At 59.6% G+C, this 16,769-nt stretch carries 10 protein-coding genes; 9 read left to right on the top strand and 1 reads right to left on the bottom strand.

From position 1 onward, the window contains the following. Nucleotides 1-207 precede the first annotated feature (207 nt). Nucleotides 208-561: a hydroxyisourate hydrolase gene (gene uraH / locus VM94_RS23265; protein WP_046685501.1), complete on the bottom strand. Its 354-nt coding sequence runs from the start codon at nt 559-561 to the stop codon at nt 208-210. 121 nt (nt 562-682) lie between these two features. Between uraH and puuE the strand changes: the two genes are divergently transcribed. The 9 genes from puuE to VM94_RS23220 all read left to right on the top strand — a co-directional run bounded on the left by puuE (nt 683) and on the right by VM94_RS23220 (nt 16,769). Then, complete coding sequence (gene puuE, locus VM94_RS23260; protein ID WP_046685500.1) at nt 683-1,636, top strand: allantoinase PuuE; 954 nt, start codon at nt 683-685, stop codon at nt 1,634-1,636. A 99-nt stretch (nt 1,637-1,735) separates the two neighbouring features. Then, nucleotides 1,736-3,202, top strand: a complete 1,467-nt coding sequence (gene xdhA / locus VM94_RS23255) for a xanthine dehydrogenase small subunit (protein ID WP_046685499.1) — start codon at nt 1,736-1,738, stop codon at nt 3,200-3,202. A 10-nt stretch (nt 3,203-3,212) separates the two neighbouring features. Continuing rightward, nucleotides 3,213-5,558, top strand: a complete 2,346-nt coding sequence (gene xdhB / locus VM94_RS23250; protein WP_046685498.1) for a xanthine dehydrogenase molybdopterin binding subunit — start codon at nt 3,213-3,215, stop codon at nt 5,556-5,558. Between the two features lie 9 nt (nt 5,559-5,567). Then, nucleotides 5,568-6,635 (top strand): xanthine dehydrogenase accessory protein XdhC, encoded by a 1,068-nt coding sequence (xdhC, locus tag VM94_RS23245; protein WP_046685497.1) that lies wholly within the window; start codon nt 5,568-5,570, stop codon nt 6,633-6,635. 9 nt (nt 6,636-6,644) lie between these two features. Beyond that, entirely contained in the window at nt 6,645-7,961 is a 1,317-nt protein-coding gene (gene guaD, locus VM94_RS23240) for a guanine deaminase (RefSeq protein WP_046685496.1), read from the top strand. Nucleotides 7,962-8,004: 43 nt separating this feature from the next. After that, nucleotides 8,005-9,507, top strand: a complete 1,503-nt coding sequence (locus VM94_RS23235; protein WP_046685495.1) for an adenosine deaminase family protein — start codon at nt 8,005-8,007, stop codon at nt 9,505-9,507. Nucleotides 9,508-10,299: 792 nt separating this feature from the next. Next, nucleotides 10,300-13,710, top strand: coding sequence for a TonB-dependent receptor (locus VM94_RS23230; protein WP_046685494.1), 3,411 nt, complete (start codon nt 10,300-10,302; stop codon nt 13,708-13,710). A 113-nt stretch (nt 13,711-13,823) separates the two neighbouring features. After that, nucleotides 13,824-15,521 (top strand): bifunctional metallophosphatase/5'-nucleotidase, encoded by a 1,698-nt coding sequence (locus VM94_RS23225; protein WP_046685493.1) that lies wholly within the window; start codon nt 13,824-13,826, stop codon nt 15,519-15,521. Nucleotides 15,522-15,539: 18 nt separating this feature from the next. Beyond that, nucleotides 15,540-16,769 carry a phospholipase D-like domain-containing protein gene (locus tag VM94_RS23220; RefSeq protein ID WP_046685492.1) on the top strand — a complete coding sequence of 410 codons (1,230 nt, stop codon included), beginning with the start codon at nt 15,540-15,542 and terminating at the stop codon, nt 16,767-16,769.

Here is a 16,769-nt window from a genome sequence, read left to right as displayed (position 1 = left end):
GTCAGGCTTGTTATTCGAAAAAACCCCTTCCGGTGATCCGGTTGGGGTTTTTTTTCGTCTGGTGGTTTTGTTTGGCGCTGCGGGTGGTGTCGGCTTACGCGCTGCGCGCTAAGCCGACCTACGTTTATTGGATGGCGGGTAGGTCGGATTAGCGGGGCCGCCGAGGTGCGTAGCGCGTAATCCGACAACATTGTTGGCATCGCGGGATCAGCTACCGCGATAGGTCGAATACGACCAAGGCGATACCACTAGCGGCACGTGATAATTTTCATCCGTATGCGCGATGCCGAAGGCCAGGGTGACCAGGTCGATGAAGCGGGGCGATGGCAGTTCCACCCCTTGGGCGGCGAAATAGTCGCCTGCGTTGAACACCAGTTCATATTGGCCCGCCTTCATGCTGTCGCCCTCCAGCAATGGCGTGCTGCAGCGGCCGTCGCTATTGGTCATATCCATCTTCAATAACACCTTTCCTTCCGGCGCGACTGAAAACAGGGCTACCTTGACGCCGGCTCCCGGCTTGCCGTGGGCGATATCGAGTACATGCGTGCTGAGTTTTCCCATTTGCTATCCTGTATATAGGGTGAGTGAATGTGCTTATCGTGCAAATCATATACCGGTGACTGCGCCGGGCTATATGATTGGGCATATAGCCAACATTGTCCTCCTATAGGCGCGCCTCCGCATGAACAATTACGAACATTATCCACGCGACTTGATCGGCTATGGCCGTACGCCACCCCATCCGCAATGGCCGGGCAAGGCCCGCATCGCGCTGCAGTTCGTCCTCAATTACGAGGAAGGGGCGGAAAATAGCGTGCTGCATGGCGATCCTGCGTCGGAAACGTTTTTATCGGAAATGATCGGCGCGGCCGCTTTTCCCGCGCGCCACCTGAGCATGGAGTCGATTTACGAATACGGTTCGCGCGCCGGCTTATGGCGCTTGCTGCGCATGTTCGAGGAACGGCGCCTGCCCCTGACGGTGTTTGGCGTATCGATGGCCTTGAAACGCAATCCGGAGGCGGTGGCCGCCTTCCAGCAACTGGGTCACGAGATTGCCTGCCACGGCTTGCGCTGGATTTCCTATCAAAACATGGATGAAGCAACGGAACGTGAACACATGCGCGAAGCCGTGCAGATCATCCGCGAATTGACGGGATCCGCCCCGCAAGGCTGGTACACGGGACGCGATTCGCCGAATACGCGCAAACTGGTGGTCGAACATGGCGGTTTCCGCTATGACGCCGATTATTATGGCGACGACCTGCCATTCTGGGAAAAAGTGGCCTACACGGATGCCGCCGGCATGCCGGCGGTGCAGCCGCAGCTGATCGTGCCTTATACCCTGGATACGAACGACATGCGCTTTGCCGCCCTGCAGGGCTTTAATTCGGGCACGCAGTTTTTCGACTATCTGAAAGATGCCTTTGATGTGCTGTACGCGGAAGGCGATCCGAACGGCTTGAATCAACCGAAGATGTTGTCCGTAGGCTTGCATTGCCGTCTGGTGGGGCGGCCTGGACGGGCCGCGGCGCTGGCGCGCTTCCTCGACTATGTGCAGGGCCATGAGCAGGTGTGGATCACGCGCCGCATCGATATTGCCGAACATTGGCATGCGACGCATCCGTTCCAGGAGTGAGTTCTATTGAGATGGGATGATAAGTAAAATCAGTCTCTGCATATAGTTGTCCCGTATGCCGGTGTTAATCTCCTATACTGGGACTATACCGAGGCCAGCATGTCAGAACCGATCCGCTTTTACTACCGTGGTGCCGTACAGGAAGTACGCGACGCCGCCCCTACGCAGACTGTGTTGCAGCACCTGCGCGAGGATTTGCATTGCACTGGTACCAAGGAAGGCTGCGCTGAGGGCGATTGCGGCGCCTGCACGGTGGTGATCGGCAGCCTGGTGGATGGCCAGGTCGAGATGAAAGCCGTCAACGCCTGCATCCAGCTTACACCCACACTCGATGGCAGGGCCCTGTTTTCCGTGGAAGACTTGCAGCAGTCCGACGGCGCCCTGCACCCGGTGCAGCAGGCGATGGTCGAATGCCACGGTTCCCAGTGCGGCTTTTGCACACCTGGTTTTGTCATGTCCCTGTGGGGCATGTATCTGGAAAAAAACGGCGAGACGCCCACGCGCTGTGAAATCGACGACACCCTGTCGGGCAATCTGTGCCGCTGCACGGGCTACCGGCCCATCATCGATGCGGCCAGACGCATGGGCGAACTGCCACATGTGGCATTCGACCGCGATGCGTTGCGAGTGCAATTGCAGGCGCTGCAGCGCGGCAGCGCGACCACCTATGAACATGACGGCCAGCACTTCCACGCGCCGCGCACCATTGAGGAACTGGTGACGCTGCGCGCGGAAAAGCCGCAAGCGTGTCTGTTGGCTGGCTCCACCGATGTGGGCTTGTGGGTGACCAAGCAACTGCGCGACCTGGGCGACATCATTTATCTTGGCAACGTAGCCGCACTGAAAAGCATCGCCGTGGACGATGGCAAGCTGCAGATTGGCGCCGGCGCCAGCCTCAACGATGCTTATGCGGCACTGTGCCAGCATTATCCCGATGAGCTGTCGGAACTGTGGCAGCGCTTTGCTTCCTTGCCGATCCGCAACGCGGGTACTTTGGGCGGCAATGTGGCCAATGGCTCACCGATCGGCGACTCGATGCCGTGGCTGATTGCGCTGGGCAGCGAGATCGTGTTGCGTGGATCTGTGGGCCAGCGCATCATGCCGCTGGAACATTTTTATCTTGGCTATCAAAAGAAGGATCTGCAGCCCGGCGAATTCGTCGAAGCCGTACGCGTGCCTTTGCCGCGTGCTGATGTACATTTCCGCACGTATAAACTGGCGAAACGCTTCGACCAGGATATCTCGGCCGTGTGCGCCGCGTTCGCCTTCCAGCTCGAGGGCGAGCGCATCATCGATGCGCGCATCGCCTTTGGCGGCATGGCGGCCACGCCGCAGCGCGCCGCGCAAACGGAAGCGTTTTTGCGGGGGCAGGCGTGGAATGAGGATATCCTCGTCATTGCCATGCGTTTGCTGGCCGACGATTACGCGCCCTTGTCTGATATGCGCGCGTCGAACACCTACCGCATGACGACGGCGCAAAACCTGCTGCGCCGCTTCTGGCTGGAAACCCGCCCCGGTGCGCCGCTGCTGCGCACTGCCGTCAACGCCTACGCTTGCCGCGCCTGAAAGGACCAGCATGAACCATCCTGCCACGCCCGAATTGCAAGCGGCCGCCTGGGCCGCCGTGGGCAAGCCCAGCCCCCATGAATCGGCGCAAATGCATGTGTTGGGGCAAGCCACGTACACGGATGATATCGCCGAACTGCAAGGCACCTTGCACGCGGCGCTGGGCCTGTCGCAAAAGCCCCACGCACGCATCACGGCCATGGACCTGTCCGCCGTGCGCGCTGCTGCCGGTGTTGTCGCCGTCTATACGGCACATGACATTCCCGGCACCAATGATTGCGGCCCCATCATCCATGACGACCCCATCCTGGCTGCGGAACTGGTGCAATACGTGGGCCAGCCTATCTTCATCGTGGTGGCTGATACGCATGACCATGCGCGCCGCGCCGCTCGCCTGGCGCAGGTGTCGTATGAGGAATTACCCGCGATCATGACGCCGCAAGCGGCCAAGGCCGCTCAATCGTACGTGCTGCCGCCGATGCAGCTGACACGCGGCAACTACCAGGCCGCGTTCGAGGACGCGCCGCACGTGGTCAAGGGGCAGCTGTATGTAGGTGGGCAGGAACAGTTTTATCTGGAAGGACAGATTTCCTACGCCATCCCGAAAGAAGCGCAGGGCATGCTGGTGCTGTGTTCGACTCAGCATCCGAGCGAGATGCAGCACGTGGTGGCGCATGCGCTGGGCGTGCATTCGCACAACATCACCGTCGAATGCCGGCGCATGGGCGGAGGTTTCGGCGGCAAGGAATCGCAGTCGGCCCTGTGGGCGGCGGCCGCATCGATTGCGGCGGCGAAACTGAAGCGTCCCGTCAAATTGCGCGCCGACCGCGACGACGACATGCTGGTGACGGGCAAGCGCCACTGTTTTTATTATGAATACGAAGTGGGCTACGACGATGAAGGCCGTATCCTTGCCGCCAAGGTCGATATGACCACGCGCGCCGGCTATTCGGCCGACTTGTCCGGCCCCGTCGCCACGCGCGCCGTCTGCCATTTCGACAACACCTATTACCTGTCGGACGTGGATATCCGCGCCGCCTGCGGCAAGACGAATACGCAGTCGAACACGGCATTCCGGGGCTTCGGCGGGCCGCAGGGCGCCATTGCCATCGAGTACGTCATCGATGAAATCGCCCGCCATTTGCAACGCGATGCGCTCGATATCCGCCTGCTCAATTTCTATGGGCGCAACGATGTAGAAGGACGCAACGTCACGCCGTACGGGCAGAAAATCGTCGACAACGTTATTCATGAGCTCGTCGCCGAACTGGAAGCGAGCAGCGATTATCGCGCACGCCGCCGCGCCATCGATGCCTTCAACGAGGCCAGCCCCATCCTGAAAAAGGGCTTGGCATTTACGCCCTTGAAATTCGGCATCGCCTTCAACGTCACGCATCTGAACCAGGCCGGTGCTCTCGTGCACGTTTATGTCGATGGCTCCGTGCTGGTCAACCATGGCGGCACGGAAATGGGACAGGGCATCAATACCAAGGTCATGCAAGTGGTGGCGCACGAACTGGGCCTGGACCTGGACAAGGTGCGCGCCACGGCCACCGATACCAGCAAGGTGGCGAACACGTCGGCCACGGCGGCCTCCACCGGCGCCGACCTGAACGGCAAGGCGGCGCAGGACGCGGCGCGCCAGATCCGTGAACGCCTGGCTGATTACGCGGTCAAACTGTACGGCGACGAAACGGGCGCTGTGCGCTTCTTCGACAACCATATCCACGTCAATGGCCACACCGTGCCGTTTGCCGAGCTGGTGCAGAAGGCGTATCTGGCTCGTGTGCAACTGTGGTCGGACGGTTTTTATGCCACGCCTGGCTTGTCGTGGGATGCGAAGACGATGACGGGCCATCCGTTTTCCTACTATGCGTATGGCGCGGCCGTGGCCGAAGTGGTGGTCGATACCTTGACGGGCGAATGGAAGCTGCTGCGTGCGGACGCCTTGTACGATGCGGGCCAGTCCTTGAATCCTGCCATCGATCTGGGTCAGGTGGAGGGCGCATTTATCCAGGGCATGGGCTGGCTGACGACGGAGCAGCTGTGGTGGAATGCGGCGGGCAAGCTGATGACGCACGCGCCGTCGACGTACAAAATTCCCGGCATTTCCGATTGCCCGGAAGATTTTCGCGTCAAGCTGTTCCAGAACCGCAACGTGGAGGACAGCATCCACCGTTCCAAAGCCGTGGGCGAGCCGCCGCTGCTGCTACCGTTTTCCGTCTTTTTTGCCATCCGCGACGCCATTTCCAGCGTGGGCCATCACGCCGCACAGCCACCGCTCAATGCGCCCGCCACCAGCGAGGAAATCCTCAAGGCGGTGATGGCCGTGCAAGCGGCGCATGCCGGCGCATAGGAGCAGAAGATGAGCGACTGGCTGACAGCGATGGACGACGACACGCAGGCATCCGTGCTGGTGACGGTCGCCCTGGTCGAAGGTTCCGGACCGCGCGAGGCGGGTGCGAAGATGCGCGTCAGTCTCGATGGCCAGGTCGATACCATCGGTGGCGGCCACCTGGAATTGCGCGCCGTGGAAATTGCCAAGACCATGCTGTTCACGAGCGATACCCATGCGCGGCTCGAGCGTTTCGCGCTGGGCCCCAGCCTGGGACAATGTTGCGGCGGCGTCGTCCACCTGGCGTTCGAGTATGTCGATGCCAGCCTGAATGCGTTGCTGGCCGCCTTGCGCGAACGCCGCCAGCACGACAGCTGGAAAGTCACCGCGCTCGACGGTGAACCCGCCTCGGCGCTGTTCGATGTTGCTGGTAGCTTGATCGCCGGCACTGGCGAACAGGCGCCTGACACGTTTTTGCGCGAGCGCACAGCCCATGTCGCTCAGGATAGCAAAGGGCGGCGCTGGCTGGTCGACCCTTGCCTGGCGCCACGTGCCCATTTGACCTTGTTCGGCGCCGGCCACGTGGGCGCCGCCATCGTGCGTGCGCTGGCCCACTTGCCCTGTAATATCACTTGGGTCGATGAGCGTGAAGGCATGTTTCCCACGCAACTACCTGATAATGTACGCATCGCCGCCACCGATACGCCCGAGGAATTTGTCGCTATGGCGCCACCCAGTGGCAGTTTTCTCGTCATGACGCACAGCCATGCGCTTGATCAACGCTTGACGCAAGCCATCATGGAGCGTGAGGATGCGGGCTGGTTCGGGCTGATCGGTTCGCACACGAAACGCAAGCAGTTCGAGCACCGCCTGCAGGCGCGCGGCGTGCCGGATGAGCGCATTGCCGCCATGGTCTGCCCGATCGGCATGCCTGGCATCCGCAACAAGGCGCCGGCCGTGATCGCCGCGTCCGTTGCCTGTCAATTACTGATGGTGTGGGAAGAGGCGGCCGCTGCCGCCCTGGCCGCACCGCTGCGGCTGGCCTCTGCCAGTGCGCCACGGCGTCGCCCAACACGCGCCGCCATTCACCCGTTATAGAAAGAAGTCATGCCGATTGTTCCTGCCACATTGCAAGCTTACCGAGCCAGCTTGCTGCACTTCCACGCCGATCCCGCCTTCAGCGAGGAGGCGCATGCCTGGCATGCGGATGGCTTGCTGATCGTGGCCGATGGCAAGGTCGTGGCAGCCGGCGATTACGCGCAACTGCAGGCGACCTTGCCGCCCGGCACGCAGATCGTCGATTACCGCGGCAAGCTGATCGTGCCCGGTTTCATCGATACGCACTTGCACTTCCCGCAGACGGAGATGATCGCCTCGCCCGCGCCGGGCTTGCTGCCATGGCTGGAAACGTACACTTTTCCCACCGAGCGCGCGTTTGAGAATCCCGAGCATGCGCGCAACGTAGCCGAATTTTTCCTCGACGAACTGCTGCGCTGCGGCACCACCACGGCGATGGTATATGGCAGCGTGCATCCGCAATCGGTCGATGCCTTCTTTGGCGCCAGCGAGGCGCGCGGCTTGCGCATGGTGGCGGGCAAGGTCATGATGGACCGCAATTGCCCCGAGTTCCTGCGCGATACGGCCGAGTCAGGCGCGCGCGAAAGCGAAGAGCTGATCCGGCGCTGGCACAAGCAAGGCCGCTCGCTGTATGCGATCACACCGCGTTTCGTGCCGACCTCGACGAATGAACAGATGCATCTGGCGGGCGAGCTGGCGCGCGCCTATCCGGATACGTATCTGCAAACCCACGTGTCGGAAAACGAGGATGAATGCCGCTGGGTACGCGAGCTGCACCCGCAGGCGCGCAGCTACCTCGATGTGTATGACCACTACGGCATGCTGCGCCCGCGCGCCATGTTCGGCCATTGCATCTGGCTCGATGAGCGCGACCGCGCGCGCATGGCGGAAACGTCGTCGGCGGCCGCCATTTGTCCTACGTCCAACCTGTTCCTCGGTAGCGGCCTGTTCGATTTCGAGCGGGCCGATGCGGCGAAAGTGCTGCTGTCGCTGGCCACCGATGTGGGCGGCGGCACCTCGTTCTCAATGTTGCAAACAATGAACGAAGCCTATAAAGTAGCACGCTTGAAAGGCAGCTATCTGCCCGCCTTGCGCATGTTTTACCTGGCGACCCTGGGCGCGGCGCGCGCCATGCAGCTGGAAGGCACTCTGGGCAATTTCACGACAGGCACGGAAGCGGACTTCATCGTGCTCGACAAGCAATCGACGCCGCTCCTCGAGCGCCGCACGGCTGGCTGTCAAAGCCTGGAGGAATTGCTGTTTGTCTTTGCGCTGCTGGGCGATGACCGCGCCGTGGCCGCCACCTATTCGGGCGGGCAATGCGTGCATGTGCGGGGGCAGGGCTGACCTACCCGTTGTTCAACACGAATTATCCTGAGCGAGAACGCGAATGCACAAGAAACTCACTGGCCTGGCGCTTGGCGCCGCGCTGGCATTGACCGGAACGGCGCAGGCCGCCAAAGCCGTGCCCACCCCGTCTTCCAACGAAGCGGCCACCGCGCGCCATTTCGCCGCCCTGCTTGCTGGTGCGCAGCCGAAGACAGCCGAGCTGAGCCTGTTCTTTTCCATGATGCCCAAGGGCGGCGACTTGCATCACCATTACTCGGGCGCCATCTACGCCGAGCAATTCCTCGACTGGGTCGACAAGGAAAACTATTGCGTCAACAAGACAACGTACCGCATCGAAAGCAACAAGGACGTCGTGGCGGCCGAGCGCGCCAAACCAGCCGCGCAGCGTGGCTGCCTGTCGTCCACGGAAGTGTTTGCCGACGCGGGCCTGTATGCGGAATTGCTGCAGCGCTGGTCGACCAAGGATTTCTATAACCACAGCGCCATCCAGACGCCGCCGGACCGCACTTTTTTTGACACCTTCGGCTACTTCGGTCCCGTCGCGTCGAGCAACACGGCCGACGGCCTGAAAACCCTGAAGCAGCGCGCCATCGCGGAAAACCTCAGCTACATCGAGACGATCTTCGAGCTGTCGCCATTCGTGCAAAACGCGCAGTTCGACCAGCAGGTGCTGGCGCCGGGCTTGCAGCCGGCAGCGTTGCAAGCCGTGCTGGCCAACTGGACGCAGAATCTGGAGCAGGATGCCAGCTTCCAGAAAAGCATCACCGCCTACAATGACAACGTCAACGCCAGCAGCGCCGGCATCGACGATGTGAACTTCACCATGCGTTACCAGGCGTATGTGCTGCGCTTCCTGTCGCCATCGCAAGTGTTCTCGTCCATGGTGGCCGCATTCAAGGCCGCCAGCCTGAATCCGCTGCTGGTGGGCGTGAACATCGTGGGCCAGGAAAGCGTGAATGTGTCCATGCGCGATTACAGCCTGCACATGGAAATGTTCAAGTTCCTCAAGGCCAAATATCCAAACGTGAAGATCGCCCTGCACGCCGGCGAGCTGGCGCTGGGCATGGTGCCGCCGGAAGGCATGGCATTCCATATCGCCGAAGCCGTCGATGTGGCGGGCGCCGACCGTATCGGCCACGGCATGGATATCGCGTACGAAAACAATGCGCTGTCGACCATGCAGAAGATGCGCGAACGGGGCATCCCCGTGGAAGTGAATCTGACCAGCAATGATTACATACTCGGTATCAAGGGGCAGGCACATCCGATCACCCTGTACCGCAAGTATGGCGTGCCGTTCGTCATTTCCACCGATGACGCGGGCGTCTCGCGCAATACCTTGTCGAACGAATACGTGCTGTTTGCCAGCCAGTACAAGACCGATTATGCGGAAATCAAAAAGCTGTCGTATAACAGCCTGCGCTATTCCTTCCTGGCGGAAGCGGACAAGCAGCGTTTGCTGAAAGCGCTTGATGCCCGTTTTACCCGTTTTGAAGCGCAAATTGCCGCGGCCGACAAGGCAGGCAAGGGTGGCAAACCGTAAGTTGCGTGACGTTCGCAACCGATACTCTTAAATGGCCGGATTTTCCGGCCATTTTTTATTCTTCATCTTAAATGCCATGCTGTTATTTTGTTAATTTTGTGGCGGCCATGCGACACAATTAACGGCAGATACACGACTTTATCCGATTTCATGGATGAATCAATTTCAAGTACATATTGCTCATTTATAATCACGCGCCATAAGCCCGGACGCTGTCATCACGATATCAATCCAGCTAGTTACCCTATGCTATTTATATTTTAAATATATAAATATGTAAAAAAAATCGTATTTGTCATCCATTTTTTGATGATGCATAGTGAGATGAAGATGATATTAAAAAGTCACAATTCATCTGGGCGATATCGTATGAAGATGGGTATTTGCAGTAAATAAAGGTGAGATACAGAGTGAAACAAACAGTCGCGCAGCTAAATGACGACATTCTTCTGTATTTTGCCGCCGTGTCACAGTCTTGAAATATTTAACAATTACACTCGCGGCTTGCCATGTTAGCCGGGTAAGCATGTGGGATGAATGACACAGGTGCTAGCGCCCTGGGTCGTACGGATCGGTCGCAGTTTTCTTCCGCCGTAATTGTCTGGATAGGAATAGTTGTGATGTGTGGAGCGGCGTTTTGTGATGGTCTTGTCAGGACCGCAGCCAGTCCAGCCGGCGTAACAGTTGCAGCATCGTAAAGAGGAAATGTTGTGTTTGTGTTGCTGTGCGGCGCAGCCGGACGGTGGGCAATCCAGGATTTTCAAAAAATAATAGTCTTTTCTGGGGTTAAAGATGATCAATCACAAGCGACTTCGGCTGACGCAAATCGCGTTAAGCCTGTCTATTGCACTGGCAGCGGCACCATCGTTCGCACAGAACACTACGTCTTCCATTGGCGGCCGTATCTCGGCCACTGACGGCAAGCCGGCAGCTGGCGCGCAAGTCAATATCGTTCACGTTGAGTCCGGTTCGGCCAGCAACGTGACCACCGATGCAGAAGGCCGTTATGTTGCACGCGGCCTGCGCGCTGGCGGTCCTTACACCATTACCATTACCAAGAATGGCGTGGTTGAAAAACGCGAAGGCGTATATATCGCCTTGGCGGAAACAGCCAACGTCGACGCCACGCTGGGCTCCGACATGCAAGTGGTGAAAGTCAGCACCAATGCCATCCGCAACCAGGTGTTTAACCGTAACAACATGGGTGCCGGCACCAATATCGGCCCTACCGAACTGGCTACCCAGGCATCGATCTCGCGCAGCCTGCAAGACTATGCCCGCGCCGACCCACGCTTGTCGCAAACCGACAAAGAGCGCGGCGAAATCTCCGTTGCCGGTCAAAACTCGCGCTACAACTCGATGACGATTGACGGCGTGGCCGTAAACGACACGTTCGGCCTGGAAGCGTCCGGTACGGCTACTGGCAAACAACCGATCTCGATCGAAGCGATCCAGTCGGTGCAAGTTAACGTTGCCAACTATGACGTTACCCAAAAAGGCTACACCGGTGCGAACGTCAACGCTGTAACCAAATCGGGCACCAACAAGGTCAAGGGCAGTGTCTACTACGCTTTCCGTAACGACACCATGTCGGGCGACCGTTACAACAGCACCGACGATACTTATTACGCACCGCCAAAATCGAAAGACACCACCAAGGGTATTACCCTGGGCGGCCCGCTGATCGAAGACAAGCTGTTCCTGTTTGCCAACTACGAAAAAACCACCAGCTCGCGCGGCGCGCCAGCATTCGGTCCTGTCGGCAGCGCACAGACCAACGTTGCCATTACCCAAGGCGCCATCGATAGCGCGGTTGCTATTGCCAAGGACAAATACGGTATCGATGCCGGTACTTCGGCAGTTCCTGCAGGTTCCGAATTCACGGCGACGGAAAAGTTGCTCAAGCTGGACTGGAATCTGACCGACACCCAGCGCATGATGCTGCGTTACACCAAGACTGAACAGTCCGAGCCGATTTACACCGGTTTTTCCGGCACTGGCCTGTCGCTGAGCTCGTACTGGTATGACCAGAACAAGAGCCTGGAAACCCTGGTTGGTCAATGGACCGCCGAGTGGACCCCGACCTTCTCGACCGAAGTCAAAGTGTCGTCGCGCGACTACGACAGCGTACCGCGCAACAACGCTTATCTGCCGGCAATCGGCCTGCAGTTCAGCGGCGCGCTGCCAGCTGGCGCACCTTCGAGCCTGGCTACCGGTAACCGCTTCCTGAACTTTGGTACTGAACAGAGCCGTCAGCGTAACATTCTTGGCACCAAAACGAAGGATTTCTACGCAGCCGGTACATGGTCACTGGGCGACCATGAAGTCAAGTTCGGCACCGACTACAGCAAGAACGATATCTATAATGCGTTCCTGCAAAACGTCAACGGTAACTACACCTTTGGCTGTATTAACAGCAGCGCCACGTTTGCCTATTCGTTCGGCGCCATCAACTGCGGTTCTGCCACGGCAGCGCAATTGCAGGCAGCCGTGCTGGAAAACTTCAGCCGTGGCCGTCCTAGCTCGTACACCTATCAGGTGCCACAAGCAGGCCGTACGCTGGACGATGCCGTGGCGACGTTCTCGCTGAAAAACATCGGCCTGTTCCTGCAAGATACCTGGGAAGTCAACAAGCAGCTGACGTTGACCGCCGGCCTGCGCATCGACGGCACCCGCATTGGCGAAAAGCCGATCTACAATGCGCGTGCAGCACAGGCAACTGTCGCTCGTACCACGCCTAACGGTCGTCAGACCGGCGGTTTTGGTATCGATAACTCGCATACCATCGACGGCGAAAACCTGTATCAGCCACGTTTTGGCTTCAACTACAAGCTGGAATCGGCGCGTCCGACGCAAATCCGCGGCGGCTTCGGCTTGTTCCAGGGTGCGGCGATGAGCGTCTGGCTGGGCAATCCTTACCAGAATACCGGTATGGCAACCCAGAACATTACCTGCGCTTCGTCGGCCGGCACTTGCCCGACCACCGATGGCTTCTTCAATGCCGATCCAACCAAGCAGCCAACAAGCGTGCCAGCGGTTATCCCGGCAATGAAGGTCGATGCCCTGAGCACGAACCTGGCGCAACCATCGGTATGGAAAGCCAACCTGGCCATCGAACATGAGCTGCCATGGATGGGCCTGATTGTCAGCGCGGAATACCTGCGTTTCCAGACCAAGAGCGCGATTTACTATGAAGAGCTGAACATGGGCGCGCCAACGGCAACCGGTAGCGATGGCCGTCCAATGTACTATGGTCCTAACGCCTACAATACGGCTTGCTGGAATACAAATGGCGCCCTGATCGGCGGCGCCAATTGCAGCGCCTTGACCAAGGCTGGCAGCAATGCCGCCTTCGGCCAGGTGCTGATGGCTAAAAATACCGACAAGGGCGAGTCGAACGTGCTGACCCTGTCGGTGCGCAGCCCGACTCGTGATGGCCTGTCGTGGGGCTCGTCGTACACCTACACCGATGGCACTGAAGTATCGCCGCTGACGTCGTCGACCTCGAGCTCGAACTGGGGCGGCCGTGCCGTCTTCAATCCGAACGAGAATGTTGCGTCGAACTCGAACTATCTGGTCAAGGATCGCTTTACCGCCAACGTCAACTGGCAAAAACGTTTCTTCGGCGAATACAAGACCACGTTCGGTCTGTTCTATGAAGGCCGTAGCGGCAAGCCGTACAGCTGGACCGTCAACAATGACTTGAACGGTGACGGCCTGGCTGGCAACGACCTGATGTACATCCCTAGCGCGCCAGGTTCGGGCGAAGTGGTGTTCTCCGGTGCGACGCCGGCAGCGCGCGCCGCCAACGAGGCAGCGTTCTGGAAAGTGGTCAACGCCAATGGCGATCTGCGTAAAGCCAAAGGTGGCGTAATCGGCCGTAACGAGAGCTTTTCTCCATGGACCAACAGTTTCGACGTGCGCATGAGCCAGGAAGTACCGGGCTTCTTCAAAGGTAACAAAGGCATCATTACCTTCGATATCCTGAACGTTGGTAACCTGCTGAACCGCAAATGGGGCCGCATCAATGAAGTGGGCTTCCAGGGCGCCGGTGGCCAGGTGCGCAGCTTCGTTGACTATGCCGGTATGCAAAACGGCAAGTATGTGTACAACACCCGTCCTGTGGTGGAAAGCCTGGAAACGCGTCAAGTCAAAGGCGAATCGCAATGGGCGCTGCAAGCAACGGTCAAGTACGAGTTCTAATCTCGTCCTTGTCCCGTAGCTTGGCAAACTAAAAAACGGCTGGTGGCGACACCAGCCGTTTTTTTTATACACAAGATGGTTTACTCTTTTCCCTTTTCAATAAATATCATTCCATGGCTCACTTCCTACGCACTCCGGTCGCTGCCGCGGCCCTGATCCTGACCCTGTCCGCCTGCAGCAACCTGGCGCCTGCGCCGAGCGGCCAGATTGAAGTGAACCTGGTCGCTTTGAACGATTTTCACGGCAACCTCGAGCGCAGCAAATTCAGCTACACGAGCGCCGCCGATACCGAGCGCAAGACGGTGCAGGCGGGCGGCATCGATACTTTGTCCGGTGCATTGACGGCGTGGCGCCGTGAAGACGCGCAGCTGATCTTTGTCGGCAATGGCGACCTGGTCGGCGCCAGCCCCGCCATGTCGGCGCTGTGGGCGGACGAACCGAGCATCGTGGCCATGAACATGCTGGGCATGAAGGCCAGCTCCGTCGGCAACCATGAATTTGACCAGGGCAAGGCGGAATTGCTGCGCCAGCAGCGCGGCGGCTGCGAGTCCTCGCGCGCCGACAAGGCGTGCAAGTTCACGCCTGACTTCAAGGGCGCCAGCTACACCTATATGGCGGCCAATGTGATCGACACGCAAACGGGCAAGTCCCTGCTGCCCGCCTACCGCATCGAAGAGGCGCATGGCGTCAAGGTGGGCCTGATCGGCGCCGTGCTGAAAGATACGCCGTCCGTCGTGACGGCCGCCGGCATTGCCGGCCTGCAGTTTGGCGATGAAGCGGACGCCATCAACGCCACCTTGCCGCAATTGCGCGCACAAGGCGTGGGCGTGTTCGTCGTGCTGCTGCATCAGGGCGGCGAGACGAAGGAAGCCGTCGACCAGCCCGATTGCAGCCACTTGAAGGGCGAAGTGGTCGATGTGGTGAAACGCCTCGACCCGGCGATTCAACTGGTCATCAGCGGCCATTCGCACCAGGGCTATCTGTGCCGTGTCGATGGCCGCCTTGTGACGCAGGCACAGATGGGCGGACACATGCTGACGCGCATCAAGCTCAAGGTCGATCCCGTCAAGAACGCGCTCATCGATGCCAGCGCGCAAAACGTCGTCATGCTGCCAGGCATGTATGAGCCGGACCCGGCAGTGGCAGCCTACCTGGAATCGGTCAAGCAGCGCAGCGCGGCGGAACTGTCGCGTCCCGTGGCCTTCATTGCCGTGCCGAACGTGGGCCGCAGCACCAAGGGCGGCGGCGCTTCTCCACTGGGCGACCTGGTGGCCGACAGCACCCTGTTCGGCGCACGCGCCGCCGGGGCGCAAATCGGTCTGATGAATAATGGCGGCATCCGCAAGGACCTGGAAGCGGGCGCCGATCTGATGACGAACGTGGGCCAGAACCAGGCCGTAGTCCCGTTCGGCAATACCTTGATCGTCGTGAGTCTTTCCGGCGCGCAAATCCGCACCTTGCTCGAGCAGCAATGGCCGGGCGAAGAGGCAGGCGAGGGCAATTTGCTGCAAGTATCCGAAGGTTTTAGCTACCGCTGGGACAGCACGCAGCCGCAAGGCCAGCGCGTGCTGCCGGGCAGCATCATGCTCAATGGCATTCCTCTTGAAGACAATCAACAATACCGTGTCGCCGCCAACAGTTTCCTGGCCGGCGGCGGCGACCGATTTACCGTGCTGGCGGCCGGCACGCGCCGCCTCGACACGGGCGTGCGCGATATCGACGCCTTCAGCGACTATCTGATCTCCCGCGCGCGCGCCGGCAAGCCGGCAGGCAGCGCCACGGCGGCGGGCCGCATCGTGCGCGTCAAATAACATTTATCAGGAAAAACCATGCGTCGCTTATTTGTTTCTGTAGTTCTGTCCAGTCTGTTCGCGGGCAGTGCCCACGCCGATTTCACCATTCCCGGCTTTGAGCTGGTGCACACGTCGCCCGTGGAAACGAGCTTGACCAATCCCGACTTGCGCGAGCCCGTTGCCGTATGGAGCGAGCTGTTCGACGGTGCCAAGAAAGAGATCGTCATCGCCCAGTTCTATGCCGTCAGCAAGCCGGGCACGGCTTTTGAAAAAGTGCTGGCCAGCCTGACGGCCGCCGGCCAGCGCGGCGTAAAAATCCGCTTCCTGCTGGACCAGAAGGGCGTGGGCCTGTCGGAAGCGGCCACCATCGCGCAGATCAAGGCGATTCCCAACCTGGACTTGCGCCTGATCGATTTCAACAAGGTGACGGGCAACGGCATCGTGCACGCGAAATACCTGGCCGTCGATGGGCAGGTGGCGTACATCGGCAGCCAGAATTTCGACTGGCGCTCGTTCGAGCACATCCATGAGACGGGCTTGAAAATCACGGAAGCCGCCATGGTTGGCCAGGTGCAGGCGATTTTCGAACAGGATTGGCAAGCCCAGGCATTGACGTCGCAGGGCAGCCGCGCCACGGTGCTCAACAGCAAGGTGGTGCCCGCCAACTACGCGCAGAACGCTTTCCTGCTGGCCAGCCCGAATGCCTACAACCCGGCCGGCGTGGGCGACTCCGAAACGGGCTTGCCCGCCTTGCTGGCGCAAGCGCAAAACGAAGTGCGCATCCAGTTGCTCGACTACGCGCCGCTGTCGTATGGACCGAACCGCACCCGCCCGTATTACGCCGTGATCGACAACGCCGTGCGCGCGGCCGCGCAGCGTGGCGTGAAAATCAAGCTGATGGTATCAAGCTGGAATACGGAAGCGCCGGCCATTGCTTACCTGAAAAGCCTGGCCCTGGTGCCGAACGTGGAAATCCGCATCGTCACCTTGCCGACGGCATCGACAGGCTTCATTCCGTTTGCGCGCGTGATCCACAGCAAGACCATGACCATCGACGGCAAGCTGGCCTGGGTCGGCACGAGCAACTGGGCGGGCGGTTATTTCGACCTGTCGCGCAACCTGGAAGTGGTGCTGCGCAATGAACAGATGGCGCAACGCATCGCCGCGCTGCATGAGCAGACGTGGAGTTCGGCGTATGCGCAGCCTATCGATATCAACAAGCAGTATCCGAAGCCTGCCAAGGCCACGCCGCAAGGCAAGGAGTGA

Source organism: Janthinobacterium sp. KBS0711, assembly GCF_000988085.1.
Lineage (GTDB): Bacteria > Pseudomonadota > Gammaproteobacteria > Burkholderiales > Burkholderiaceae_D > Janthinobacterium > Janthinobacterium lividum_E.
This window is presented reverse-complemented; position numbering and strand designations above follow the sequence as displayed.